This window comes from Saprospira sp. CCB-QB6 (assembly GCF_028464065.1).
Lineage (GTDB): Bacteria > Bacteroidota > Bacteroidia > Chitinophagales > Saprospiraceae > Saprospira.
On sequence record NZ_CP116808.1, the window covers coordinates 3871549 to 3896783 of the forward strand.

General features: G+C 42.7%; 21 protein-coding genes. 14 read left to right on the plus strand and 7 right to left on the minus strand.

Annotated features, from left to right (window positions below; all coding sequences use genetic code 11):
* The first annotated feature begins 98 nt into the window (after positions 1-98).
* The gene (locus tag PPO43_RS14840) at positions 99-506 is read left to right on the plus strand and encodes a hypothetical protein (RefSeq protein WP_272619200.1); all 408 of its coding nucleotides are present in this window, start codon (positions 99-101) and stop codon (positions 504-506) included.
* A 62-nt stretch (positions 507-568) separates the two neighbouring features.
* Here PPO43_RS14840 and PPO43_RS14845 read toward each other — a convergent pair whose 3' ends face one another.
* The 3 genes from PPO43_RS14845 to PPO43_RS14855 all read right to left on the minus strand — a co-directional run bounded on the left by PPO43_RS14845 (position 569) and on the right by PPO43_RS14855 (position 2663).
* Complete coding sequence (locus PPO43_RS14845) at positions 569-808, minus strand: hypothetical protein (protein ID WP_272619202.1); 240 nt, start codon at positions 806-808, stop codon at positions 569-571.
* On the minus strand, positions 798-2096 hold the full coding sequence (gene bioA / locus PPO43_RS14850; RefSeq protein WP_272619204.1) for an adenosylmethionine--8-amino-7-oxononanoate transaminase: 1299 nt from the start codon (positions 2094-2096) through the stop codon (positions 798-800). Before bioA ends, PPO43_RS14845 begins: the two co-directional genes overlap by 11 nt.
* A 90-nt stretch (positions 2097-2186) precedes the next feature.
* Positions 2187-2663 (minus strand): Dps family protein, encoded by a 477-nt coding sequence (locus tag PPO43_RS14855; protein WP_272619206.1) that lies wholly within the window; start codon positions 2661-2663, stop codon positions 2187-2189.
* Positions 2664-2904: 241 nt separating this feature from the next.
* Between PPO43_RS14855 and PPO43_RS14860 the strand changes: the two genes are divergently transcribed.
* Genes PPO43_RS14860 through PPO43_RS14870 form a run of 3 tightly spaced genes read left to right on the plus strand, consistent with a single transcriptional unit; the run spans position 2905 to position 4677 of the window.
* A complete protein-coding gene (locus PPO43_RS14860; protein WP_272619208.1) occupies positions 2905-3456 on the plus strand; it encodes a hypothetical protein in 552 nt (183 codons plus the stop codon).
* 59 nt (positions 3457-3515) lie between these two features.
* The gene (locus PPO43_RS14865) at positions 3516-3956 is read left to right on the plus strand and encodes a hypothetical protein (protein ID WP_272619210.1); all 441 of its coding nucleotides are present in this window, start codon (positions 3516-3518) and stop codon (positions 3954-3956) included.
* A 46-nt stretch (positions 3957-4002) separates the two neighbouring features.
* Complete coding sequence (locus PPO43_RS14870) at positions 4003-4677, plus strand: LysM peptidoglycan-binding domain-containing protein (RefSeq protein WP_272619211.1); 675 nt, start codon at positions 4003-4005, stop codon at positions 4675-4677.
* A gap of 542 nt (positions 4678-5219) precedes the next feature.
* On the opposite strand, the gene PPO43_RS14875 is transcribed toward PPO43_RS14870, so the two are convergent.
* On the minus strand, positions 5220-6002 hold the full coding sequence (locus PPO43_RS14875; protein ID WP_272619213.1) for an IS3 family transposase: 783 nt from the start codon (positions 6000-6002) through the stop codon (positions 5220-5222).
* A gap of 26 nt (positions 6003-6028) precedes the next feature.
* Positions 6029-6325, minus strand: a complete 297-nt coding sequence (locus PPO43_RS14880; protein ID WP_272619215.1) for a transposase — start codon at positions 6323-6325, stop codon at positions 6029-6031.
* A 175-nt stretch (positions 6326-6500) separates the two neighbouring features.
* Here PPO43_RS14880 and PPO43_RS14885 point away from each other — a divergent pair, with 175 nt between their 5' ends.
* From PPO43_RS14885 to PPO43_RS14905, 5 genes are all read left to right on the plus strand, one after another.
* The gene (locus tag PPO43_RS14885; protein ID WP_272619217.1) at positions 6501-7139 is read left to right on the plus strand and encodes a hypothetical protein; all 639 of its coding nucleotides are present in this window, start codon (positions 6501-6503) and stop codon (positions 7137-7139) included.
* Between the two features lie 660 nt (positions 7140-7799).
* A complete protein-coding gene (locus PPO43_RS14890; protein ID WP_272619219.1) occupies positions 7800-8297 on the plus strand; it encodes a hypothetical protein in 498 nt (165 codons plus the stop codon).
* A 3-nt stretch (positions 8298-8300) separates the two neighbouring features.
* Positions 8301-8786, plus strand: coding sequence for a hypothetical protein (locus PPO43_RS14895; protein WP_272619221.1), 486 nt, complete (start codon positions 8301-8303; stop codon positions 8784-8786).
* A gap of 3 nt (positions 8787-8789) precedes the next feature.
* Positions 8790-9242 (plus strand): hypothetical protein, encoded by a 453-nt coding sequence (locus tag PPO43_RS14900; protein WP_272619223.1) that lies wholly within the window; start codon positions 8790-8792, stop codon positions 9240-9242.
* A gap of 80 nt (positions 9243-9322) precedes the next feature.
* Positions 9323-9844, plus strand: coding sequence for a hypothetical protein (locus PPO43_RS14905; protein WP_272619225.1), 522 nt, complete (start codon positions 9323-9325; stop codon positions 9842-9844).
* 734 nt (positions 9845-10578) lie between these two features.
* Here the strand turns inward: PPO43_RS14905 and PPO43_RS14910 are convergent.
* Together PPO43_RS14910 and gap are read right to left on the minus strand one after the other, a co-directional pair.
* A complete protein-coding gene (locus PPO43_RS14910; protein ID WP_272619226.1) occupies positions 10579-11790 on the minus strand; it encodes a phosphoglycerate kinase in 1212 nt (403 codons plus the stop codon).
* A gap of 90 nt (positions 11791-11880) precedes the next feature.
* Positions 11881-12885 carry a type I glyceraldehyde-3-phosphate dehydrogenase gene (gap, locus tag PPO43_RS14915; RefSeq protein ID WP_272619228.1) on the minus strand — a complete coding sequence of 335 codons (1005 nt, stop codon included), beginning with the start codon at positions 12883-12885 and terminating at the stop codon, positions 11881-11883.
* A 413-nt stretch (positions 12886-13298) separates the two neighbouring features.
* Here gap and PPO43_RS14920 point away from each other — a divergent pair, with 413 nt between their 5' ends.
* From PPO43_RS14920 to PPO43_RS14940, 5 genes are all read left to right on the plus strand, one after another.
* The gene (locus PPO43_RS14920; RefSeq protein ID WP_272619230.1) at positions 13299-14444 is read left to right on the plus strand and encodes a Wzz/FepE/Etk N-terminal domain-containing protein; all 1146 of its coding nucleotides are present in this window, start codon (positions 13299-13301) and stop codon (positions 14442-14444) included.
* The gene (locus PPO43_RS14925) at positions 14437-15915 is read left to right on the plus strand and encodes an O-antigen ligase family protein (RefSeq protein WP_272619232.1); all 1479 of its coding nucleotides are present in this window, start codon (positions 14437-14439) and stop codon (positions 15913-15915) included. The genes PPO43_RS14920 and PPO43_RS14925 overlap by 8 nt, the downstream gene beginning before the upstream one ends.
* Positions 15902-16849, plus strand: a complete 948-nt coding sequence (locus tag PPO43_RS14930) for a phytanoyl-CoA dioxygenase family protein (RefSeq protein WP_272619234.1) — start codon at positions 15902-15904, stop codon at positions 16847-16849. Before PPO43_RS14925 ends, PPO43_RS14930 begins: the two co-directional genes overlap by 14 nt.
* Before the next feature lie 241 nt (positions 16850-17090).
* A complete protein-coding gene (locus tag PPO43_RS14935; protein ID WP_272619236.1) occupies positions 17091-18383 on the plus strand; it encodes a nucleotide sugar dehydrogenase in 1293 nt (430 codons plus the stop codon).
* 313 nt (positions 18384-18696) lie between these two features.
* The gene (locus PPO43_RS14940) at positions 18697-25113 is read left to right on the plus strand and encodes a T9SS type A sorting domain-containing protein (RefSeq protein ID WP_272619238.1); all 6417 of its coding nucleotides are present in this window, start codon (positions 18697-18699) and stop codon (positions 25111-25113) included.
* The last annotated feature ends 122 nt before the right edge of the window (positions 25114-25235 follow it).

The window sequence follows — 25235 nt, forward strand, 5'->3', positions numbered from 1 at the left end:
GCTGCGCCGCACCACTTTCCATCCCTCAGCCGGCGGCTTCGCCGCCTCTAGACGCACAGATAATCAAAACAACTTTTTCAACAAAAAAAAACAATATCATGGCAGAACTAAGATCTATCCACCTGCACCAAAATGGCAAAAAAGTATGGCGATTGCAGGCCCTCAGCACCGAAATGTATGATGTAGATAAAGGCGGTATGGTCATTACTGACTTAGTCGATTTCAATCAAGCTGATTTTACTGGCCGATTTGGTGGTTATGTCCCCGTACAAATTACATTCTATGACAACCGCAACTTTGACGTTCTCTATCACACCGCTGATGGCCCCATTGAAGGCACTGGCCGTTGGATCAAAAATGCGGATCATATTGTCCTACAACAAAACACAGGCGATGAAATCGAACTCCCTGCAGCTACGCTAGATGCCGAGGACCAATTCCATTGTCAATATGCTTATCTAGGTGGTAATATGGATATCCAACAGCTCAAGTATAGAGCCATTTAATCCCTAATTATAATGGATGAAAAAAGGCCCAAGCGCAATATGTGTTTGGGCCTTCGCTTTTTTTAAAAAAAGAGGCCGAAGAAAATGGCCAAAAGAAAAAAGACAGTTGAGCGGCTGAGGGATGGCAGGGGGTGGCCGCAGGCCAGACCAAGCTTTTGAGCAAAGCGAAAAAGCGCAGGGCCGAGCAGAATTGCGAGCCCCCGCACAGCCCGACCCGAGCCCTTGGGCGAGGGGCAGCCCCACAAAAAATCAAAAAAAATCCCAAGCAGAAAAAATGCTTGGGAGAAAAGTTTATTGTCCAATAGAGCTGTCTAAAAGGGCCAAAATACCTTGATGAACTCTATTCATTTGTTCTTCGGTAATGCAGTAGGGGGGCAAAACGTAAATGGTATTGCCTAGGGGGCGTAAGATTAGGCCTTTTTGGATAAAAAACTGCCAAATTTGATCGCGAATATTGTTGAAGTAAGAGGTCGACTCTGAAGTTTGCAAATCAAAGGCCCAAACGACTCCTTTTTGTCGGAGGTTACTCACTTTTGGGTGGCTAATAATTTGTTGGCTAAACTTCTGATGTTGTTTTTCGATCCAGCGAATTTGTTCCCAAGTTTTTTCATCATTGGTTAGTTCAAAGCTGGCTAAAGCGACTGCGCAGGCTAGGGGGTTGCCGGTGCAGCTATGGCCGTGAAAAAGGGTTTTATATTTATCGTCGGACCAAAATGCTTGAAAAATTTTGTCGCTGCAAGTTGTGGCGCCCAAAGCCATAGTGCCGCCAGTGAGGCCTTTGGAGAGACAAAAAATATCGGGATCATCTGCTAAAAAGTCGCTGGCCCACCAGCTTCCCGTTCTGCCAAAGCCAACCATCACTTCATCGGCGATAATGAGGATATTTTCGGCTTTACAATGGGCCAAAAATGGGTCAAGGGCTTGGGCTTCGTAGATGCGCATGCCGGCAGAGCCTTGAATGAGTGGTTCGAAAATAAATCCGGCAATTTCACCTTGATATTGATCTAAAAGTTGTTCAAAATTGGCTAAGCTTTCGGCTTCTTGTCCGGGCAGAGGGGGTTCTACAAAAAGCACATCAAAAAGATAGGGCGTAAAGGGGGCTGAAAAAGCAGAGCGGCCGCCAACGGACATTGCGCCAAAGGTGTCGCCATGGTAGGCGCCTTCAAAAGCAATAATTTTTGTTTTGGCTTGGCCGATATTGTGCCAATATTGAAAGCACATTTTTAGACCAACCTCAACGGCAGTAGAGCCATTATCGGAAAAAAAGAAACGTTCTTGATTATCGGGGAGTTTGCTCAAGACTTTTTCGGCAATTTGCACGGCGGGTTCATGCGTAAAATTGGCAAAAATAACGTGTTCCAATTGTTCGGCCTGTTGTTTTAGGGCTGCGGCAAAATTGGGGTGGCTATGGCCATGTAAATTCATCCACCATGAAGCGATGGCGTCAATATATTCTTTTCCGTTTTCATCCCAGAGCAAAGCGCCCTTTCCTTTGCTAATGGCAATCGGCGCTTGGGCCGTTTTCATTTGCGTGAAAGGATGCCAAACGACAGCTTGGTCTCTTTGGACCAAAGAACTTGTTTTTTGCATAAGATTCTTTTTTGTGAGCAAAATTTTGGGCGCAAAAAAAGCGCCCTGGCAAATTTAGCCAGAGCGCTTAAGATATAAAACTATTTAGAACTAGCCCAAATAAGCATTATACATCCAAGCTAGTTTTTCTTGCTCGCGAATATAGTCGCTCATCAATGCATTGGTTCCTTCGTCATTGGCTTCATCAGAAAGGCCAAGTAATTCGCGTTGTAGTTCAATAATGACTGAAAAAGCGCGAAGAACATGGGCTAAGCCTTCTTTCCCATTAGTTACATTGGTAATTTCATCGATAGAAGATTGATCGAGATATTGGCTATAGGCGTGCAAGGGTTGTTGGCCAAGCGTTAAAATACGTTCTGCAATTTCATCAATTTTGATTTGCAGGTCGGTATAAATTTCTTCAAACTTTGCGTGTAGCTCAAAAAAATTATCGCCTTTGATATTCCAGTGAAAACCACGGGTGTTTATGTAGAGTAGTTGATAATTAGCGAGTAATATGTTTAGCTTTTCTGCTAATTGTAGGCTTTCTGCATGGTCTAGACCAATAGTTGTTGTCTGTTTTTTCATCTATATTTTTTTAAATGAGTTTATAGCCAATTATACGCAAAAAAGGAGGCTTAGTCAATATTTTGGATAAATTTAAGGAAAGCTTTTATTTTGTAGTCCGTTAGCTTTTTCTAGGGTGACTACAGAAATGTTCCACGTGGAAAAATAGACAAAAGAATAGCAGAAATTTGATGATCAATCAATAATTTGTGCAGCTCGTTATTGAAAATAACTTTTAGAATACTTATAAAACATAAAATATTTGATGAAGAACAAGTTGATGTTATGGAGTACAATGTTTCTATTCGGCTATGTAGCGATTAGGTTGTTATCTGGAACTGTATTGAGTTTTATACCTATTCCCTTAGTCTTAATTAACATTTTTGGAAGGCATTTATTGGTAGTGATTACTTTAGTGATAATCTTGATAAGGTTTTTACATCAAAAAGCTAATATAGTAACTGCTGTTAGTGCTATTTTAATTAGTTTGTGTGGATATGGATTTGATTTTTTATATAAAATAAATAACCCATTGCCTCAGCTTGTCATTTATCGTGATTCTGTAATGGGGAGTATCGATATAGCTTTTTATAAAGACAAGCATTTTCGAATTATTGAATCTAGTTTATTGGGGGATAAACATTACAAGGGGACTTATCAGCTGAAAAATGATACAATCACCTTAGATAAAGGTATTGATCTATTTAGTGGTTGTAATCAGTTTATTCTCTCCAAGGAGTTTGTCACTTGTGCAATAAATGAAAAATTAACTTTTTATATTATGGATGATCCGAAAGGGTATGGTAACTATTAGTAGGCTCATACTCTAGCAGAGAGAATTTAAATGGCCGAGCGATTACAAATAAAATAAGGATGGAAGAGATACAAATTGTGCTTAGAACGGAAGAGGAGTTATGGGAACTTTTTGATAAAACACTAGATCACATTATGTTAGATCGTTTGTATCCCTATGCTCGGCAAGATTGGCAAAAGGGCAGCTTAAAGATGGGGAATAGGGTGAATTTAGAAGATGTAGAGTTTCGCTATCTGAGTTGCGACCTACGTACAAATTTAAAGGGACTAAAATCAATTTTAAAGCTCCCAATTTATGGATTAAGAGTTTTTCAGTCTAGCAAACCTTGGCCTAGCTCTCTGATATTAAATCGCTTAAATGAGGGGTCTGTAGATAAGGTTCTCGCCATGAATGGCGTAAGGCATTTTTTTGCCCTTTCTTATGAGTTTGTCACTATTCGCAGTTTTGATCCCCAATTCATAGCGCGAATTAAACATAATTTTGAAAGCTGTCCCAAATAAGCCAAGACTGATGAAATTTTTCTACCCGTATATAGCAGCTGTGTTTTTGGTCTTTTCAACTGCTAGCTGCCTTTATGGACAATTTGATTCCATTGAAATTGTACGAACGCTAAGCGATCCACCTTATTCTGTAGCTGAAGGCTTTTTTTGGAAGAATACAGGCACCTTCTATTATTTTATCAATATGCAAGGCGATTCTATATCTCGTTTTTCTTTAAATCGCTACAAAAAATTTAAAGCCTTTTTTGAAGAGCATACAAGTCTATCTTATCTTAAAGAGATGATGGCTGAATTTGAAGAGGAGGATGGTCGTCCCGCTGCAGCATTCTATTCTTCTTTTTATGACTATGACATTTTTTGCTATAAAAAAGGTAAAAGTTATCACTACTCTTTTAATGAAGCGCTAAAGTCTTTTAAAGAATTTGAGTTAATCAAGGAGCTGTATCGTTTTAGAAAAGACTTTTATCAAGAACATTTATGCGATAATTTTTGGACAGAATATATTGTAGAAGAGGGAGAAACGCTAGAATCAATAGGAAAAAAGTATAATATCGGGGCCCCCCTGCTTGTCATTATGAATTATGGGTCCGATTATCGGTATTACGACTTGAAAAATAGAGATTTTAGTCTACATAATGTTCTGGATGCTAAGGAGGAATTAAAGGTTGGAGACAGAATATATGTTCCATGTAATATCCAAAAAGTAAGCAAATATGAATAGCTATTGAGTAGTATTATAGGTTCGCTCGGCCCTTCGCTTTTTCGCTTTGCTCAAAAGCTTGGTCTGGCCTACGGCCACCCCTGAACATCAGTTGACGACTGAAAGGAACAATGCCCGAAAACACAGCAATAAGAACATTAAATGTAAAAGCCAGAATAAAATCAGTCAGCTCTGTGATTTTTGTCTCGGAAAACTGGCCAAGTATGGACGTGAGCTAATACGGATGAACGCCTATCTTCCCAAATTATTTTTCAGCTTTTCTACATTATCTAATCGTAGAGTTATCCTATCAAAGTATTTCTTAAGGTTATTATCTATAGAAATACTAGATTCCATTGGCAACTTATTTTCTGCATATTTCAAAGCTGCTAGTGTAAAGAGTTTATGATCTGATGATTCACTCAATATCTCCTCTGAATTGTAGTAGTCACTTAATATATCTATAATTGTTCTTAAATCAGGCAATAATAAGATATATGTTATACAATCCCTTTTTACATAAATACATTTGTAGCCTACCCGTAAGGTGCAACCAAAAAATACTACAAATATAACTGCTTCCTTTCAAAGTCATATGGGCTAATATTTCCGAGACTTTGGTGAGGACGATTAAAATTGTAGTGCTGAAACCAGTTTTGAATTTCCTCATTTAGTTCTTCTAAAGAGTGGAACCAAGATAAGTTTAAACACTCTGTTCTCAAAGTTTTATTTAATCGCTCAATAAATGCATTTTGAGTAGGCTTTCCAGGTTGAATAAACTTCAATTTAACATCATGTTTTTGGGCCCAAGCAGCTAGCTTTTTAGAGATAAATTCTGGCCCATTGTCGCAACGAATATAGTCAGGTTTTCCTCTGTAATCCAGTACTTTATCAAGTACATCAGTAAGCTTTTTTGCAGAGATACTTTGATGGGCCTCTGTCCATAAAGCTCGCCTTGAGGTCTCATCCATAATGTTAATAATTCGAACAGATTTCTTATCTGAACCCACGACCCAATCGCTCAAAAAATCCATAGACCAGCCCTTATTTACCTCCTTAGGCAAAGAGATAGGCTCAAATTTTCTGCGAATACGCTCACGCTTTGGCCGCTGTCTCAGATTTAATTTTCCTCTCTTCCAAATTCTATACACCTTCTTGTGATTAAAGGTAATGCCTTGATTTCTAATATAATGAAAGACTTTCCAAAATCCCCAAGCCAAATATTCTTCCGTAACTTCATGCAATAGCTTAGCAATTTGATCATCTACTGCTTCTGGCCGATGACCCGACTTTCGTTTATAATATGTTTGACGACGAAACCCCAAAACGACACAAATTCGACGCACACTGTACTTCTTTGACAGCTCGTCTATTATTCCTTCTTGTCTTTTGGGGTTAATTGCTTTTTTGCCATGGCATAGCCCTCTTCTAAAATTTCATAATTCATGCTTAAGTCTGCATACATCTTTTTTAAACGAGCATTTTGGGCCTCTAATTCCTTGATTAAACGCTCTTTATCGTCAACTTCTTGCTCTTTGGATCTTTTCCATTTATAGAAAGTGGCTGGGCTTATTTGGTGCTTTCTGCACAAATCTGCTACACCCAAGCCACTGTCATACTCAGCTAAAATTGATAACTTCTGCTTTTCCGTGAATTTACTTTTTCGCATCCTTTTAGTTTTTGTTCTTTAAGATAATTATTTTCTATAACTAATGGTTGCTTTTTTGGGTAGGCTACAATTCCGTAAGGTTTTTTGTAATTAACTGGTTTTTAATTTGTTGGATTTATACAGCAAGGCCCTGATAATCATACAAAAGTTGTAGATATTTCAAAAAACTAATAAAATGGATCTGACAACACTATTTAATGAAATATTTGAGCGATCTGAAATTAAAGGTGAAGAAATAAAGAGTATTCTTAATGAAGAGAATATTAGAAAATTTCTGAAGCAAGTCCCTGCTGAGAGAATTATTAGGCATAACTTTGCACAAAATGCTAACATATATAATTTGAGGCTATTTTCTCAGTTAACTTTCCTTTGGGAAGCTATTACAATTGAAGATGTAGAAAAAATTTTGATAGATTTTGATGAAGACAAAAACTATGATGGGTTAATAAATTTAATTTCATTTTTTGGAAAATATCTAAACTTAGATTTATTAAATTTCTATTTAGAGTTAGAGTGTATAGATAAGAATATGGAATATGTATTCCACCATCTTGATGATGGTTTTTTATCTTTGATTTATATGTTAAAGACAGAAAAAAGTGGAATAGATAATATTGAGGCTGCAAAAGAATTGGAAAAAGCATCATTACGATTTGCGCAAAAAGGGGTCCCAAATTTACCTCATTACAGAGAATATGTAGTAAAGATAAATAATCAAGATATTAACCTTTGGAGTTTAAGGCAAATTGAAGCACCTGCGGAAAAAAAATCTTGTAAAAATTGGTTATTATCCTTTTTTAATAAAGGGAGATAGGCATTCATCCGTTTTTGGGGCCTGCCGCCTTCGGCGGCCGGGCCCTTTCAGGGCTCGCAGGTCTGCTCGGCCCTGCGGCGGCTTCGCCGCCTTGGTCTGGCCTACGGCCACCCCTGCACATCGCTAGGCCAGTCGCTTCGCTCCTTCTGAACGCAAGAAATTAGTCTTGCTAGTTATGGGCCGATGGTTTCAACCTTCGGCTCATTTTTATTGCGTTTAGTATGGCCGCTTTTGTTGCTGTGGGTTTCAACCCACTGGGATATACATCCATCCTACAGGCGGCGAAGCCGCCGCAGGCAAAGGCCAAATGAATGCCCTGCCACTTCTATCCTTTGCTTTAATTTCTTGCTATTCTTCGTTATTTTTCTCAGCCATAGCTACAGCTATGCCTTTAAAAAATGCCTCGACTAGCCTAAAATTTTTATCAAAGTATGGCCAAAGCGCAGAACTCCTATTTGGCCTAGGGGCCTGCAAGGGGGCCGCGCAGCGGCAGATCCAGGGCGAAGCCCGCAGGGCCGAGCAAACCTGCGAGCCCTGAAAGGGCCCGGCCGCCGCAGGCGGCAGGCCCCAAAAAAAAGCTCATACTAAGGAATTTAAATTTAGAGAAAAGGTTTAGAGAGCCTATTAGGAAACCTTTGCTCAAAAAATAGAAAATTTAAGATGGATGTTATAGCAATAGGCACAAATCAGCCAGCTTATGTTGAGGGAATTCTACCCTCGGATTATGAGATTTATTGGGATTATAAGCCGCTAAACACAAATTCTGAATGCGGTTTAGCGCTTTTGCAAAAGCATTATGGCTATCAGGCTTTGGGAGTGCTTATGAAGTCGGGCGACAACTCGGAGACAGATGCCTCGCATGGAATTATAGCGGATATTTTAGCTTTTCATCTAGGCGAAACTGCAACTTGTCCGTTCTTTGATTTTTTAGAGGCCTTAGCGCCTATTTTAGCGGAAGAAAAGGCTTGTTGCCTGTCTTTTTCTATCGATTGGGATGATGAAGGAATTCCAGTTCGCTTGCATAGAGCAAGTATTTCCGAGGCAAAGGAGCGTTTAAATTGTTTTACGGTTTGGACAGAGGTTTATTATCAGATGGAAGAGGATATGTATATCTCTTGTAATGAGTATCCGCTTATTTTTCAACTATATAATGAATAAGTTATGGATGTTGTAGCAATAGGCACAAATCAGCCAGCTTATGTTGAGGAAATTCTACCCTCGGATTATGAGATTTGCTGGGATTATAGGTCGCTGAACACAAATTCTGAATATGGTTTAGCGCTTTTGCAAAAGCATTATGGCTATCAGGCTTTGGGAGTGCTTATGAAGCCTAGTTCTGCTGCTGGTATTTCTCAGGGAATTGTACAAGAGCTCTTAGGATTCTATTTGGGGAAAACAGAAAGCTGTCCATTTTTTGATTTTTTAGAGGCCTTAGCGCCTATTTTGACGGAAGAAAAGGCTTGTTGTCTTTCTTTTTCCGCTTCTTGGCAGAAGGCCATTCCAGTTCGTCTTAAAGCCTATACTATTGCAGAGACCAAAGCGGCATTAAATAATTTTAGTAGCTGGAGGGAAGTTTTTTATCTGCTCAAAGAAGAGCTGACGATTCCCTACAATAATGTTCCTCTCTTGATTGAATTAAAGGCTTGACTTATGCTTCAACTGAACAAAAAAGAACTGCTTCAACTAGATCGACTGCTCTATCTAATTGCGTCTACAACGGCTTGGGGACTAACTATTCAAGAGATTGCTAAATTGGTTAACTTAGCACCTTACCAAGCTTGGCAGGAAACAAAAGAAGCTAATCCTCAGAAACTTATAGAAATAGAACGACAGCTCAATTATTTGATTAGACAGGGATTAGTAGCAAAAGTGGTAGAAGAGAAAACCTATTATATCTCCACAATAGAAGCTGCGCTTGTGCATCAACAAGCTGGTTTTGAAAAATGGTATCTAAACAAGTTGGCAGAAGAAGAGCAGCAAGCTAAACAGCTCGTTTATTGGAGGCAAAAAGTCAAAAGAATAGAAATATTGAGCATTTGTTGCTTTTTGCTTCTTTTGCTGATCTTGGGCGTTCAAATTTATATGCAGCTTGGCCATTCATAAATCTAATCTTAAAAATGGGGGAACAGCTAGCGCCTATTTTTAGTTAGGGGCTAGATATATTTAACAGTACAATTTTGGCTATGATAAAACTAAATTTTAAACCTATTGATAAGCCCTTGGAATATATAGTAGATTACTACGATTATTATCTTCCTTTTATTATTCGTCTAAAAAACCGCCGCATAGGAGATTCGATATTTATTGGTAATTATAGTAAAATCAATGGTCCAATATTCATTCAATCCGCTTTTGACCCTTGTAGTGAAATTCTGTCTGAAATTGAACTTATCTCATTAAATAATGAAAAAATAAAAAAACTAGAGGATGATGAATTTAATCGTTTAGAGTTGAGTGATGAGTTTTATAGCTGTTCTCTAGGAATAGACACAGGCGACGACCTGCATCTGCGGAGGCATTGGATGATGACTGCTTTTATGAACGAAACGGCTATGCTTATAACGATTGGAGAAAGTAGGGGGCCAATTAAGTATTACCGAATAAGTGAAAGTATTTATCTTGGAACAGACCCTGATTCATGTTGGTGCGCCATCTTGCTTTTAGATTTAAGCGAAGCGGATATTAGAGAGATTAAGTTGCTGTAGAAAGCCTTATTTTGTGGTTATTGGTTTAGCATAAAAGTATTTTTTGGGGCCTGCCGCCTGCGGCGGCCGCTACGTTTCAGGGCTCGCAGGTCTGCTCGGCCCTTCGTTTTTTCGCTACGCTCAAAAACTCGGTCTGGCCTTCGGCCACCCCTTCACATCGCTAGGCTGCACAGCTTTAGTTTTTTCTCTGGGCTTTTTTCTTCGGCGGTTAGTCAGTTTTGGGCCATGGGCTGAAGCCCTTGTTTGCTGTTTATTACAACTCATTATGGGCCGATGGTTTTAACCTTCGGCTCATAAATAAGTTGTGTTTGGTATGGCCTCTTTTGTTGCTGTGGGTTTCAACCCACTGGGATATACATCCATCCTACAGGCGGCGAAGCCGCCGCAGGCAAAGGCCAAATGAATGCCCTGCCACTTCTATCCTTTGCTTTAATTTCTTGCTATTCTGCGTTATTTTTCTCCCCCATAGCTAGGGCTATGCCTTTAAAAAATGCCTTGACTAGCCTAAAATTTTTATCAAAGAATGGCCGAAGCGCAGAACTTCCATTCGGCCTAGGGGCCTGCAAGGGGGCCGCGCAGCGGCAGACCCAGGGCGAAGCCCGCAGGGCCGAGCAGACCTGCGAGCCCTGAAAGGGCCCGGCCGCCGCAGGCGGCAGGCCCCAAAAAATAGAAAGATAAAAAAGGCACAAAGGAAAATTTCCCTTTGCGCCTAAGTTGTGTTGGACCTAATTATTTTATTGCTCAATGGCTTTGAGGCCAGGCAATTCATTCCCCTGTAAGTATTCTAGGGTAGCTCCGCCTCCAGTAGATAAATGGCTAACGGCTTCGGCTTTGCCCAGTTTTTTGAGGGCCGCAACAGAGTCGCCACCACCCACCAAAGAAAATGCGCCTTGGGCTGTAGCTTCTACTAAGGCTTGACCTACATTTTCTGTTCCTTCGGCAAAGGCTGAAAATTCAAAAACGCCCATGGGGCCATTCCACAAAATGGAGGCGGCTTGTTTAATTTCGGAGATAAAGGCCGCCTGAGCCTTTGGTCCAATATCTAAGCCCATCCAGCCGGCGGGAATATTTTGGTTGTCAGCCAATTTTTTTTCTGCAGTAGCTGAAAATTCGTTGGCGATATAAGAATCTTCGGGCAAAAGTACTTTAACGCCTTTTTGGGCGGCTTTTTCTAAAAAGTTTTTGGCCACATCTAGTTTATCTTCTTCGACCAGTGAAGCGCCAATTTCTGCGCCTTGGGCTTTGAGTAGGGTATAGGCCATTCCGCCACCAATAAGGAGAACATCTACTTTCTCCATTAACTTTTCGAGCAGCAAAATTTTATCAGAAACTTTGGCTCCTCCAACGATGGCCAAATAAGGGCGTTTGGGCTCCTTCAATAATTTATTTGCTTGCTCAATTTCTTTTTGCATTAAAAAGCCGATGGCTTTGGCTTCGGGCAAAAAGAAATCGGCCACAACAGCGGTAGAGGCATGTGCGCGATGGGCTGCGCCAAAGGCGTCATTGACATAAATATCGGCTAGGGCGGCTAATTCTGCTGCAAAGGTTTTATCTCCTTTTTTCTCTTCTTTATAGAAGCGAGTATTTTCTAGGAGTAGAATTTGGCCATTTTGCAAATTGGCGGCAGCGGCTTGCACCTCTGGACCGATACAATCCTGTTGGAAAAAAACATCTTGGTCCAAAAGTTCTGATAGACGTTGGGCGATGGGGGCCAAAGAAAAACGTTGTCGATCGATATCGCCATTGGGCAAGAGCTTTTTTTGTGGTCGGCCCAAATGTGAGCAAAGGATGAGTCGACCGCCTTCTTTCATCAAGTATTTGATTGTGGGCAAGGCCGCTCTAATTCTAGAGTCGTCGGTAATGTTTTGCTCGCCATCTAAGGGACAATTAAGGTCTAGGCGAACTAAAATGCGTTTATCGGATAAAGAAAGATCGCTAAGCTTCAAAGCAAAAAGGTTTTGGTTAAAGAGTACATTAAACACGAAAGCGGCTTAAGTGCGCTCAAAAAAAAGGCAGCCCTAAGGGCTGCCGCAATATTAAGACTTTTTGGCTAAAAAGAGGGCGGTTTCTGCCAATCGGTTGGCGTAGCCCGATTCATTATCGTACCAAGCGACTAGGCGGACCAAAGGGCCTTGTTGGCTAGTGAGTGGAGCATCAAAGATGCAAGAATGTGGATTGCCAACAATATCGGAAGAGACCAAAGGGGCTTCGTTATAGGCTAAAATTCCTTTAAAATCGCCTTGGGCGGCTGCTTTATAGACCGCATTGATTTCCTCGATGCTAGCGCTATGGCTGGGCAAAATGGTTAGGTCAATTAGAGAGCCGGTGGGGACGGGCACGCGCATAGCGGCGGCAGAAATTTTCCCTTTTAGTTCGGGGAGAACCAATTGGACCGCTGTAGCGGCTCCGGTGCTAGTGGGCACAATATTGAGGGCGGCGGCACGGGCACGGCGGAGGTCTGAATGTGGTGCATCTTGCAGATTTTGGTCTGCGGTGTAGGCGTGGACCGTTTCCATCATGGCGTGTTCAATTCCCCAGCTATCGTTAAAAATTTTGAGGATGGGGGCCAAGCAGTTGGTGGTACAAGAGGCATTAGAGTAAACCAATTGGTTGTTGATGATTTCATTTTGGTTGATGCCTTGCACGATTGTGGGGATGCCTTCACTTTTTGCGGGAGCAGAGAGGAGGACCTTTTTGGCACCAGCTTGTATATGTTGGAGTGCTTTTTCGCGAGTTCTAAAAATTCCGGTACATTCGAGGACTAGATCAACTTCTAGTTCTTTCCAGGGAAGGGCTTTAGGGTCGCGCTCGGCTAAAATTTGGATTTTTTGGCCATCGAGGAGGAGATGGTCGTCTTCCAACTGAACACTAGCTTCATACGTCCCTTGGCTAGAATCATATTTAAAAAGGTGAGCTAGGCTAGCGGCGGGGGCTAGGTCGTTGATGGCTACGATTTGGATTTCAGGCATTTGTAGTAGGCGGCGGCAGGCCAAGCGGCCGATGCGGCCAAAGCCATTGATGGCTAAGCGTATTTTGTTCATTTCAATTTTATTTTAGTTCGTTGTTAGCGATTTTTGATGGTCCTGGCTGTTGGCTTTTAAAGCGAACAGACAAGAAAGATAAGTTAGAAAAAAACTTTAGGTAGAAAAAGTTTTTTGTGGAATATTTCCTTTGTCCAGTTAGAAAGGCGGTAAAGCCGCCGCAAAGGCGCGTAGCGCCTCGGCCTAGCGATGTGAAGGGGTGGCCGTAGGCCAGACCGAGTTTTTTGAGCGTAGCGAAAAAACGAAGGGCCGAGCAGAATAGCGAGCTGCGGCACAGCCCGACCCGCCCGCAGGGCGGGGCAGCCCTAAAAAAATATGGATAAAATGGGACTAAATTTATAGACAGTAGTATTTAAAGAACTTCTTTATTAGCTTTGCGAACTTGGAGTGAATAAAAACTAGAAGAAACATCCATGATGGAAGAAAAAAAGGTGGCTGCTGCCACAAACAATGAGTTATCGTTTAGCCTTTTGGAGGTGATTGGCAGTATTTGGCGTTGGAAAAAAGGCCTAATTATTTTTGTGGTTTCGGCTATGGTCTTGACGGCTGTAGTGAGTTTGATGATTCCGAATTATTATAAGGCGCAGGTGACCATTATGCCGGCGAATGAGGAGAAAGATTTGTTTGGTTCTCAGACCAAAAACAATAGTTTGTATGGAGACGAGGATGCGGTAGATCGGTCGATTATTTTTGCTAATTCTTCGCCTTTAGTTGCTTTTATGATAGACAGTTTCAAGTTGGCAGAGCGTTATGACATTGATGTTAGCACGCCCAAGGGGGAGTACAAGGTGGCCAAGCGTTTTCGGAAGTTATATCAGGTGAAAAAGAATGAATTTTCGGGCATAGAGTTGAGTTTAGAGGATCAGTCTGCAGAAAAGGCGGCAGAGATGCTTCGGGCGGTTTTGGCTCGATTGGAGCATATTCATAAGCTGGCAACGGGGCCGAGTAAGCAACAATTGTTGGGGACTTATGAGCAGGCGTTGACGGATAAGCGGGAAGAATTGCGTCGGATTTCTGATAGCTTGTATATTTTGCGGGCGAGATATAAGATTTATGATGTTAAGGAGCAGGGAGAGTTATTGGCCAATACTTTGGTGCGAACAGCGGCAAAGATGGCGGAAGGACAGGCAAAACTGGCTGCTTTTAAAGCAGCGGGACGTCGGGATTCTGTGGCGGTAATTTCTGCTCAAATTGCGGGTTATCGAGAGCAGCTCAAGCAGTTGAATGAAGAATCGGACTCGGCTCGTTCGGCCATCAATTTGAAAGCTTACAATGCGGGGCGGGAGCGAATATTGGCCTATGAAAACGAGATAGAAAACTTGACGGATGACATTGGCGAAATTCGTTCGGAATATGCCAAATTTAAGGCTCAGGCGGCTAGCCAGGCGAGTTCAATTATTGTATTGGAAGAAGTTGAGGTGCCTAAAATCAAGTCTTACCCTCGTCGCTCTTTATTTGTTTTGGGGGCGGGTGTATTGGCTTTGATTCTTGGGGTCATGGCTGTTTTGGTTTTAGAACTCAATCGAAAAATTGATTGGAAAGAAGTGCTCGATGCCTAAATTTAGCTTAGATTTTACGATTCATCCACGTTTAGAGCCCATTAAGCAGCAGCTTTTTTGGGCTTTGGTGGCGTTGAGTCTACTCTCTATTTTGGCCAGTATTCTTTTAGAGGAGCTGGTCTTTTTGGCCTTGCCTTTTGGGGTTTTATTGGCCTATCAGGCTTTGGTAGATTATCGGGTGGTTTACTATTTACTTTTTACGACCTTGCCATTGTCTACCGAGGTGTTTTTTAATGACAGTTTGGCCACCGACCTGCCGACAGAGCCCCTGATTATTGGGGTGTTGTTACTTTATATTTTGTTGGTTTTGACCAAACCCAAAACGATTTCGGGAGCTTTCTGGCTTCATCCTTTGAGTTTGCTTTTAGTCTTGCATTTTGCTTGGACGGCCTTTAGTTGTGTGCTTTCGGATAGTTTTACAATTTCGCTAAAGTTTACTTTGGCCAAGCTCTGGTATATTGGCTGTTTTTATTTTATGACAGGACATTTGATTCGTAAAGAAAAGCAGCTGCATCATTTGTGGTGGTGGGTAATTATCCCCTTGGCTTTGGCTAGTTTTAAGGTGGTGGCACATCATGCCGTACTCAATTTTGGCTTTAAGGAAATTAATCAAGCGACCAGCCCCTTTTTTCGAAATCATGTGAATTATGCAGCGGTTTTGACTTTCTTTTTGCCCATCCTCTACTTTTTTGGACGAAATCTTAAAAAGTGGTCTTGGGGGCAGCTATTTATTGGCGCTAGCTTTTTCCTTTTCTTTTTTGGCATGATGACAGCCTATACCCGTGCTGCTTATGTCTCTTTAGTCTTGGCTGTAGCCGCCTATTTTGTGATCCAACTAAAATTGATGCGCTGGGCGCTTTTAGGCGCTAGTTTAGTCGTTATTTTAGCTTTTGGTTATCTGGTTAAGGATAATAATTTTATGGATTTAGCGCCTTCCGAGCGGACTATCTCGCATGAAGAGTTTGGCGATATTGTAGCCGCTACCTACAAACTAGAAGATGTATCGACTTCGGAGCGCTATTATCGTTGGGTCGCTGGTGCGCGAATGTCAACGGAAGCCCCTTGGGTCGGTTTTGGCCCTGGAACTTTTTATACCTATTATAAGCAATATAGTCTCAATCGTTTTCAGACTTATGTATCTGATAATCCCGAACGTTCTGGGATTCACAACTACTTTTTGATGTTGTTGGTAGAACAGGGCTATTTGGGCATGCTGTTTTTCATCTTTTTTCTCTTTTACGGCCTTATCTTAGGCGAAAGAGTCTACCACCAAAGTCAAGATGTTCGCCAAAAGCGAGCGACAATGGGCCTGATGATGATGCTCATTATCATCTCGGCCTTTTTGCTGATGAATGACTTGATTGAAACGGATAAGGTGGGGAGCTTTTTCTTTTTTGCTATGGCTATTTTTGTCAATTTTGACCTCCGCAACCGCCAGCTTCAAAAATCCCTTAAAGATGTCTCTCAATAGCTTTTTGCGCTCTTTCAAACTGAGCTATCAGTTGAGCAATATGCTTCATCGCTCCAAACTCAATTATCTCGCCCCTCTATACAAAAAATATGGCATCAAAAAGGCTGTGCATGCGCCTATTTCTTATGCCGATTTTAAGGATTTGCCACAGGACGATTTACCTTTCTGGGATCGCTATTCTTTGGCCCAAGAGGCAGATGAAAATGCCGGTTTTCAGGCTTTTTCGCCAGTTATTCAAGAACATATTCGCCCTTGGTCCGAAAAGGGCTATGCCATTATTCCAGGCTACTTTGCCCAAGAAGCTGAGTCCGTCAATCAGGAAATTGACCAATTGTTGGCCCAGAAAAAAATTGCTTTTCGCTATGGCAATAAATTGATGTTTGTCTGGAAAAAATCGCCTTTAATTGCCAGCTTGGGCCAAAAACCAGAGCTCATTCGCCTGCTTTCTTTTTTGCTGGGCCGGCCCGTAGAGCTCTTTCAATCGATCAACTTTTTGCAGGGCAGCGAACAGCGGGCACATTCCGATCTGATTCACATGACTACCCATCCGCTGCATCATTTGATTGCCGTTTGGGTGGCCCTAGAAGATATTAAAATTCCGCAAGGAGCCTTGTTTTTCTACCCTGGCAGCCACAAATTACCTTTTGTTTCCAAACTCGATTTTGAGCATGGCGGCAGCGCTTTTCGTCTAGGCAAAAATGCCTACAAAGCCTATGAAGATAAAATTGAGGCCCAAATCACAGCAAAACAACTGAAAAAAGAATATTTTGAGGCCAAAAAGGGGGACATCCTGATCTGGCACGCCAATTTATTGCATGGGGGCAGCCCGATTGCCTCCGCCGAACTAAGTCGCAAAAGCATGGTTTTTCACTATTACGCAAAAGATGTTATCCGTTATCACGAAATTAGTGAACGACCAAGTTTAATGCAGTAATTTTGGGGCCTCCGCCTCGCTGCGCTCGTCGGCGCTACGTTGCGGGGCTCGCAGCTCTGCTCGGCCCTTCGGCGGCTTTGCCGCCTCGGTCTGGCCTTCGGCCACCCCTTCACATCGCTAGGCCAAAAGCGCAGGCCAAGGCCTGGAGCACAGGCGGCAAAGCCGCCTGCCCGCTCAAGTCATTTTTGGCCCAAAATCTGAAGCAGCAGCCCTTTCTTCATGAGTTCATAAAAAGAAGCAAATGTACCAAGCACTTATTGCCCAAGAAAAGAAATTAGCAGTTATTGGTTTAGGTTATGTGGGTTTGCCCATTGCCCTAGCCTTTGCCAAAAAATTATCGGTTATTGGTTTTGACATCAATGCCGATAGAGTGGCCCAAATGCAGCAGCAGCAGGACCCCTCCAAAGAATTGGATGCCCAAGCTTTTGAGGGCGCAGATATTATATTTAGCCATGAGCTAGAAGATTTGCGTCAAGCCCATTTTTATGTGGTGGCCGTGCCTACTCCTATTGACAGCCATCGTAGTCCCAATCTTCATCCTTTGCTCTCGGCCTCCAAAACGGTGGGCCAAGTCTTAAAAAAAGGCGATTATGTCGTTTTTGAGTCTACGGTTTATCCCGGCTGCACAGAAGAAGATTGTGTTCCTATTCTAGAAACAGAATCGGGCCTGAAAGCAGGCGTAGATTTTAAAATTGGGTATTCGCCAGAGCGAATTAACCCCGGAGATAAGGAGCGCACCATTGAGAAAATTATCAAAGTGGTATCGGGCAATGATGAAGAGGCCCTAGAAAATATTGCCCAAACTTATGAGCTGATTATCGAGGCGGGTGTGCATCGGGCCAGCAGCATTAAGGTAGCGGAGGCCGCCAAAGTAATTGAAAATACCCAGCGCGACCTCAATATTGCTTTGATGAATGAGTTATCAATCATTTTTGATAAGTTGGACATCAATACCTATGAGGTATTGAAAGCTGCGGGGACCAAATGGAACTTCCTCAAGTTTTATCCAGGCTTAGTTGGTGGGCATTGCATTGGGGTAGATCCTTATTATTTGACCTATAAAGCGCAGCAGCTCAATTATAATCCGCAGGTGATTTTGAGTGGCCGTCGCATCAATGATAATATGGCTGAGTATGTGGCCAAAAAGGCTTTGCAATTTATTTTGCAGACCGATACGCATCCAAAGTCGGCCAAAGTATTGGTCAAGGGAATTACGTTTAAGGAAAATGTGGCAGATATTCGCAACTCAAAAGTGGCGGATTTGATACAGGCCCTAAAAGACTATGCTTTGCAAGTAGAGGTGGTTGATCCTTATGCGGCAGCTGATGAGGTGGCCCATGAATATGGGATTGAATTGGTGGAAGAAGTGGGGACTGGCTATGATGTGGTCATTGTAGCGGTGGCTCATGAGGAATACAAGCAGCTAGATGCGGCTTATTTCCGTTCTATTAGCAAAGAGGGGGCGCCTATTTTGGACCTTAAAAACTTATATGCTGATTGGGCGGAGGATTTACCTGTGCGTTGGACCCTCTAAATTGAGATGGATTGACAATGAGTTCGAGATAAAACCCATAAAAGAAAGCTCCTTTTATGGGTTTTCTTTATTTTGGATATAGATCTATTTTAGCTCAAATTACGTATTAGAAAGGGGGGATTGTGGTCCCATAGGCCCTTTAGGGCCGTATAGGCGCGCAGCGCCTGGCTGAGGGATGGACAGCAGTGGCCCCAAGGGCCAGACCGAGGCGGCAAAGCCGCCGAAGGGCCGAGCAGAGCTGCGAGCTGCGATACAGCCCGACCCGAGCCATAGGCGAGGGGCAGCCCCAAAAAACAACAGAAAAAACAAGCTTATGCGACAGATATACCTATTTATACTTCTTTTGACGATAATTTTGCCGATTAGTGCTCAGGTTGATTTGGGGGCGGATCAGGTGCTTTGTCCGGGCAATAGTTTGACCTTAGATGCGGGGAATTCGGGCAGCAGTTATTTGTGGAGTACGGGAGCGACGGGGCAGACCATCGTGGTGAGTAATCCGGGGGTTTATTGGGTAGATGTGGATGCGGGTTCAGGGCCTGTTCGGGATAGTATAGAGTTGTTTGCGGTGGCGCCTTTATCGGGTCCTACTTATTTGGTAGACACAACGGCTTGTGTAGGGAGTTCGCTATTATTTTTGGGAGATCCGCAGGCGGTTTATCAGTCTTGGTCGGCTCCTTTAGCGGGTTATTTGGGTGAGGGAGATAGTTTAGTTATGGTTTTGCAGCAGGCAGATAGTTTGTATTGGAATGCTTATGCGAGTAGTTTGCAAAATAGTCGAGGTGAGCAGCAGCGAGGGACGAGTTCGCAGGCGGGTTTTTATGCAACGGGTAGTTATCGAGGGATTCGTTTTAATGCCAAGGAAGCCTTTGTTTTGCGTTCGGTGGAAGTGGAGTTTAATGGAAGTTATACGGGGCAAGTGAGTTTATTGGATGCTTCGGGGCAGCCTTTGGCTAGTTATAGTGTGCAGACGCAGGGGGCTGGTGTTTTTGTATTGCCTTTGAATTTTTCGGTACCTCAGGCCACTAATTTAGAGTTGCGTTTGACGGGTTCTGGTGGTCAGCCTTATATGGAATATCCTTATTCTGCTTGGGGTAATCATGATTATGAGGAGTTAACTTTATTGGCGGGAACGCCTTATGCGACGGTTTATAGTTGTTTTTATAAGTGGGAAACGGAGCGCTTTGCTTGTCCTGAGCGGCAAGGAGTTGCTTTGGGGAGTTTGTACACGCCGAGCACGAATTTTCCGGAAGATACTTTGAGTTGTGGGGCTTCTGTTTTATTGGATGCGACGAATTTGGGGCCCACTATTTATAATTGGAGTAATGGAGCGAGTACGGCTAGTATTTTGGTGGGGAGTACGCAGCAAGTCAGTTTGACAATGACGGATAGCAGTGGCAACTGTAGTTTTACAGATAGTATTTTTGTAGAAGTGTTGCAATCTCAGGGACTATTTACCAATTTTGTGGATAGTACTGCCTGTTTGGGCCAAACTATGGTTTTGGAGGCGTATAATACGGGTAGCAGTACGTTTTGGCGTCGACAATCAGATGATAGTTTATTGGCTACGGGGACAACTTATAGTTTGAGTGTAGTGGGGGCGGATAGTGTTTATGCGCAGACTTTTGGTGGGTATGAAATTTTGAATCGGGGAGAGCAGCAGCGGGGGACGAGTTCGCAGGCTGGGTTTTACAATTTGGGGAATTATCGGGGGATTACATTTAATGCGTTAACTGATTTTTATTTGGAGTCGGTAGAAATGGATTTCAATGCAGGTTTTCAGGGGGAGGTTCAGTTGCGTTCAGCTTCGGGACAAGTATTGGATAGTCGCCCTATCAATACGGCTAATGCGGGGAGTTATACCTTTACGCTCAATTTTAGTGTGCCCATGGCCAATGGTTTAGAATTGCGTTTAGTGGGTGCTGGTGGGCAAATGTATATGGAGTACCCTTATGGCAATTGGGCTAATTTGCAGTATGCTGAGTTAGCATTTGTAGGGGGGGCGCCTTTTTCTACTGTATATCCAGGTTTTTACAATTGGAAAATTCGAGATTTTAAATGTGAAGAGCGTGCTTTAGTGCGTTGGGATGCTGCATATACGCCTTTAGTTGATTTTCCGACAGATACGATTAGTTGTGGGGCTACGGTTTTATTAGATGCGACCAATGCAGGGCCAACCATTTACAATTGGAGTGATGGGAGCCAGCAAGCGCAGTTATTAGTCAGCAATAGCGGTCCTTATACTGTAGACTTGGTCGATAGCACAGGGGCTTGTGCTAGTCGAGATAGTATTTATGTTAACATTGTTCAGTCATTGGGCGCTAGTAGTTCATTAAGCGATAGTAGTGTTTGTGTGGGCCAAGAAGTTTTGGCTCTTGCACAATCTGCTGGAAGTCATCGTTTTTGGAGAGACTTTAATGGACAACTAATATCTGCTAATGATAGTTTGTCTTTTGTGGTGCAGCAAACCGATAGTTTTTACTTACAGGCTTTTGGCGCTTATGTTCTCGATTGGAGAGGGGAGACGCAAAGGAATATAACTTCGCAGGCTGGTTTTTATAATGTGGGCAATTATCGAGGACTTAGATTTAATGCTTTGGCTGACTTTTATTTGGAGACAGTACAAATAGATTTAAATGCGGCCTTTAATGGTAGCGTACAGCTTTTAGATGCTACTGGGCAGCTTTTGGCTAGCTCGGCAGTAAACACAACAGCTGGAGGGACAATTGTTCAGCCGCTTCATTTTGTAGTTCCGCAGGGCAACAACTTAGAGTTGCGTTTAGTGGGTACTGGCGGGCAAGTATTTGTAGAATATCCCTATTCTAACTGGGCCAACTTGCAGTATGCAGATGTTGAAATATTGGGAGGGGTGCCTATCTCTACCGTATATAATTGTTTTTATAACTGGCAGCTTAGAGATTATGTTTGTGAAGAGCGCGATACACTAAATGTTATAGCTTTGCCTACACCTACTTTTGACTTCCCTGAAGATAGTTTGGTTTGCGGCCAAGGAGTAACCTTAGATATGAGTTATTTATCTGCAGGGAGTTATGACTGGACTAATGGAAGTACCACTGCTAGCATTCAGTTAAATCAATCTCAACAAATAGGTTTATTGGCAAGTATGGGGAGTTGTAGCTATCAAGATAGTATGCAGCTATATATTGTGGATACAATTGCTTTTCAATTAAATGATACCGTTTCTTGTGGTGGTGATTTAAGCCTTACGGCCGATGGGGATAGCACTGGAATTTACCTTTGGTGGGATGCTGCTCAGGGAGGGCAACTCCTCCATGAGGGACAAACTTATCATACTAGCTTATATGATAGTAGTCAGTTGTATGTAGAAGCCTATGCAAAGTTTCCAGAAATGTTTACGGCAGGCTTTATCCAAAATAATAATACGACCCAAGGAGATTATTTTATCTTGCCTTCAGACCGCAGGGGGATTAGTTTTGACCTCAGCCAAGATATGTATCTGGAAACTGTAGATTTTTATGCCAATGGTTCTGTAAATGGACGGGTACTAATTTTGGATCCGGCTGGACAGCATATTTATGAGCAATACTATAATTTTAATCATTTTGGTGCTTTAACGCTTGATCTTGATATCTTTTTGCAAGCAGGCAATGGGTACCAAATTCTATTTGAAAAATATTCAGGAACAGGAGGGCTATATGCCGATTACCCTACTGCTTTCCCATTAGATTATGGTCCTGTTCGGCTACAAGAAGGTATTCCTTTTCCTCAAGTATACTATTATTTCTATAATTGGAAACTAAGTGAATTGAGTTGTCCTAGCCAAAGACAAAGTATGCAGCTGGATATTTTACCCACGGTAAATACCAATTGGGCCATAGATTCTACAGCTTGTGGCAGTACTATAACTTTAGATTTGAGTTACCCTAATGCTAGCTATCTTTGGTCTGATGGCAGCACAGGCTCAAGTATTACCCTTAACCAAAGTGATACGGTTTGGGTAAGGGCCCAAGTAGGAAGCTGTATTACCGAAGACACATTAGCTGTTTATTTGACCAATCCACCCAGCTTTAACCTGTTACCAACTGATACTACAATTTGTGCGGGAGGTCTAGATCTTTTTGCAACTAGTACTGGTTATACTCAAATTTGGTATGCAGATGCCGCTGGGCAGCAAATTTTGGGTTATGGAGATAGTTTGCGACTAACGCCAAGCGATAGTCAAACTGTTTGGTTGGAAGGCGTAGACTTTATGCCCTCTGCACAAAATTACGCTTGGCAGGAGTTCCCCACGCTAAACGGACTTTTTGAAGAGATTGGCTCTTCTTTTTATCCAGAACGAGGACTGCTTTTTGATGCAGCAGAACCTCTGCTTCTCGATCAATTTTCTGTTTTTGCAGATTCTACCGCAGAAGTAGAAATTACGTTAACGGATCGATTTGGCTATATGCTTTATAGCCAAACTTATAGCTTGCAGTTTGGCGAAAATATTATTCGTCCACAATGGTTTGTGCCCCAAGAAAATGGCTATCGCCTTAGTCTTCGGATGATTTGGGGAAAAGGGATTTATACGATTAGTAGTTTTTCATATCCTTTGGCAGCCGATGCCTTGACTATCCAGTCAGCTTATCCCTTGGCTTTAGGAACAACTTATCCCGCATTTTTTCGCCTAAAAATTAGCCGCTTGGCTTGTGCCACTAACCGAATTCCAGTCTATGTAAATGTGCCCGAAACACCAGAAATTACAATGCCCTCAGATACGGCTATTTGTGGTGCAGCCAATAACTTAATGATTGCTGCAACAGCCACTAATCCCAATTATCAATATCAGTGGAGTACAGGTGATACCAGCGCTCAAGTTCAGCTCAATCAAGCTGGAACTTATAGCGTTACGGTAACTAATATGGGCCTTTGCGAGAACCGAAAAAGCTTTGATCTTCAATTACTTTCTCCTCCAGTACCCTATTTAGCCAGCGACAGCAGTATTTGTAGCTCTACCACACTCAGTATGCTAACGCCAGCCAATGATGGCGTTTTGCAATGGCAAAACAACCAGGGGGTGGTCTTTTTAGGTGCGCCTTATACGGCTTATATAGACAGTAGTCAGAGCTTTTTAATCCATAATCAAGCAAAAGCATACACTCGATTAGGTGAACAAATGGCGCCCAACCCACAAGACCTTAGTCAATATCAACCTTTTGTTTTGCCCAACACCTTTGATGCTTTCCAAGCTGTACTAATTGATTCTGTAGCTGTTTATGCCGCTCAGGCACCTGCAACGGTAGAACTTGTACTTCGAGATGCCAATAATCAGGAGTTGGCTCGTAAAGCATTTACGATCCAGCAAGCACATACAAAGGTCTTTTTAGCAGCGGACTTCTTTGTTCCTGTGGGCAACGATTATCGCTTAGAATTAACGGGCTTGAGTACTGACTTTTTGGTCCAACAAAATTTAACTTATCCTATGAGCTCTACGGCTCAGGTTGCAGAATTGACCGGAACAACTCTTCCTGGCCTAAGTTATAGCCCGTTTTTCGACTGGCATATTGGCTACGGTATGAGCAGCTGCGCAGCTAGCCAAATGGATAGCTTTAGCGTAAATGTCCGCTTACCCTTGCTTTTGCCCGATAGCCTCTTTAGCTGCGATACGGCTAGCATCGATGCTGGCTTTGCTCAGGCCCAATCTTATAGCTGGAGCACAGGGGCAACAACGCCAACAATTATTCTTGATTCAGCAGGGCTTTATTATGTAAATATGGATGCTGGAAATGGCTGCCAGGCAACAGATTCTATAGTGTTTAGCCAACCTACACCCTTGGCCTTACCCCATGATGGTGCACTGTGCACTGATGAATTGAGTAGCAATTATAGTAGCAATATGGCCCAAAGCTTTAGCTGGTCTACCGGAGAAAATACTAGCCAAATTATTCCCGCTAGCCCCGGAAACTACAGCCTGATCCTAGTCGATAATTTTGGCTGTACACTCACTGATTCTATCTTTATTAGCCAGTTGAGTAGCCCACCAAATGTTAATATTGGTAGCCTTTTGCCCATTTGCGACAACCGATTGCTAGATGCAGGCTTTGGTAACCAAGGCTATAGCTATAACTGGAATACAGGAGAAACTAGCCAAACGATTTTAGCCAATTCTGCGGGGACTTACCAAGTAACCGTGACCGCCCCAACAGGCTGCGCAGGCCAAGATTCGGTCATTCTCTATCAAGATAGCTTGCCCACGGCCAACTTTAGTTACACCCTGAGCGGAACAGCCGTGAGTTTTACCAATTTATCGCTAAACCAAAGCAGCCAAGTCTGGTACTTTGGAGACAGTACAGCAACGAGTTTTGGTAGCCCCTTCCATTTTTATACCGATACGGGTTGCTATGAAGTGCGATTGTATGCCTACAATGATTGCGGCTCGGATACCCTTATTCAGGCGGTTCCTGTAGGCGTAGATCCCGCAAGCTGCCAATTGGGAACAGCAATTTTGCCGCTGGCCCAAATCCATCAAGGCCTAAAGCTTTTCCCCAATCCCTCTGCAGGGAACCTACAGCTACAACTAAAGGCAGCCCCTCTACAAGATGGAGAAATCCGCATCTATAATTTGTCTGGACAACTACTGCAGCAAGCCAATTGGCCCGCAGGACAGCAACAACAAGAACTGCAGTTGCAAGATTGGCCCAATGGACTTTATCTCTTAGAACTGCATCTGCAAGGCGAAAGCTGGCGGAAACGCTTTGTCTTAAAACACTAAATGTAAAAAGCCTCCAAGTTGATTTGGGGGCTTTTTTTCTATAATTATGATTTTTTGGGGCCCGCGGCCGGCTAGCCTTTGGCTAGGTCGGCCGCCGCTATGCTGCGCCGCTCGCAGGTCTG

Coding starts and splice junctions, on each gene's coding strand:
- PPO43_RS14840 (WP_272619200.1), top strand. CDS start 99: ATGGCAGAACTAAGATCTATCCACCTGCACCAAAATGGCAAAAAAGTA.
- bioA (WP_272619204.1), bottom strand. CDS start 2,096: ATGCAAAAAACAAGTTCTTTGGTCCAAAGAGACCAAGCTGTCGTTTGG.
- PPO43_RS14855 (WP_272619206.1), bottom strand. CDS start 2,663: ATGAAAAAACAGACAACAACTATTGGTCTAGACCATGCAGAAAGCCTA.
- PPO43_RS14865 (WP_272619210.1), top strand. CDS start 3,516: ATGGAAGAGATACAAATTGTGCTTAGAACGGAAGAGGAGTTATGGGAA.
- PPO43_RS14880 (WP_272619215.1), bottom strand. CDS start 6,325: ATGCGAAAAAGTAAATTCACGGAAAAGCAGAAGTTATCAATTTTAGCT.
- PPO43_RS14885 (WP_272619217.1), top strand. CDS start 6,501: ATGGATCTGACAACACTATTTAATGAAATATTTGAGCGATCTGAAATT.
- PPO43_RS14890 (WP_272619219.1), top strand. CDS start 7,800: ATGGATGTTATAGCAATAGGCACAAATCAGCCAGCTTATGTTGAGGGA.
- PPO43_RS14895 (WP_272619221.1), top strand. CDS start 8,301: ATGGATGTTGTAGCAATAGGCACAAATCAGCCAGCTTATGTTGAGGAA.
- PPO43_RS14900 (WP_272619223.1), top strand. CDS start 8,790: ATGCTTCAACTGAACAAAAAAGAACTGCTTCAACTAGATCGACTGCTC.
- PPO43_RS14905 (WP_272619225.1), top strand. CDS start 9,323: ATGATAAAACTAAATTTTAAACCTATTGATAAGCCCTTGGAATATATA.
- gap (WP_272619228.1), bottom strand. CDS start 12,885: ATGAACAAAATACGCTTAGCCATCAATGGCTTTGGCCGCATCGGCCGC.
- PPO43_RS14920 (WP_272619230.1), top strand. CDS start 13,299: ATGATGGAAGAAAAAAAGGTGGCTGCTGCCACAAACAATGAGTTATCG.
- PPO43_RS14925 (WP_272619232.1), top strand. CDS start 14,437: ATGCCTAAATTTAGCTTAGATTTTACGATTCATCCACGTTTAGAGCCC.
- PPO43_RS14930 (WP_272619234.1), top strand. CDS start 15,902: ATGTCTCTCAATAGCTTTTTGCGCTCTTTCAAACTGAGCTATCAGTTG.
- PPO43_RS14935 (WP_272619236.1), top strand. CDS start 17,091: ATGTACCAAGCACTTATTGCCCAAGAAAAGAAATTAGCAGTTATTGGT.
- PPO43_RS14940 (WP_272619238.1), top strand. CDS start 18,697: ATGCGACAGATATACCTATTTATACTTCTTTTGACGATAATTTTGCCG.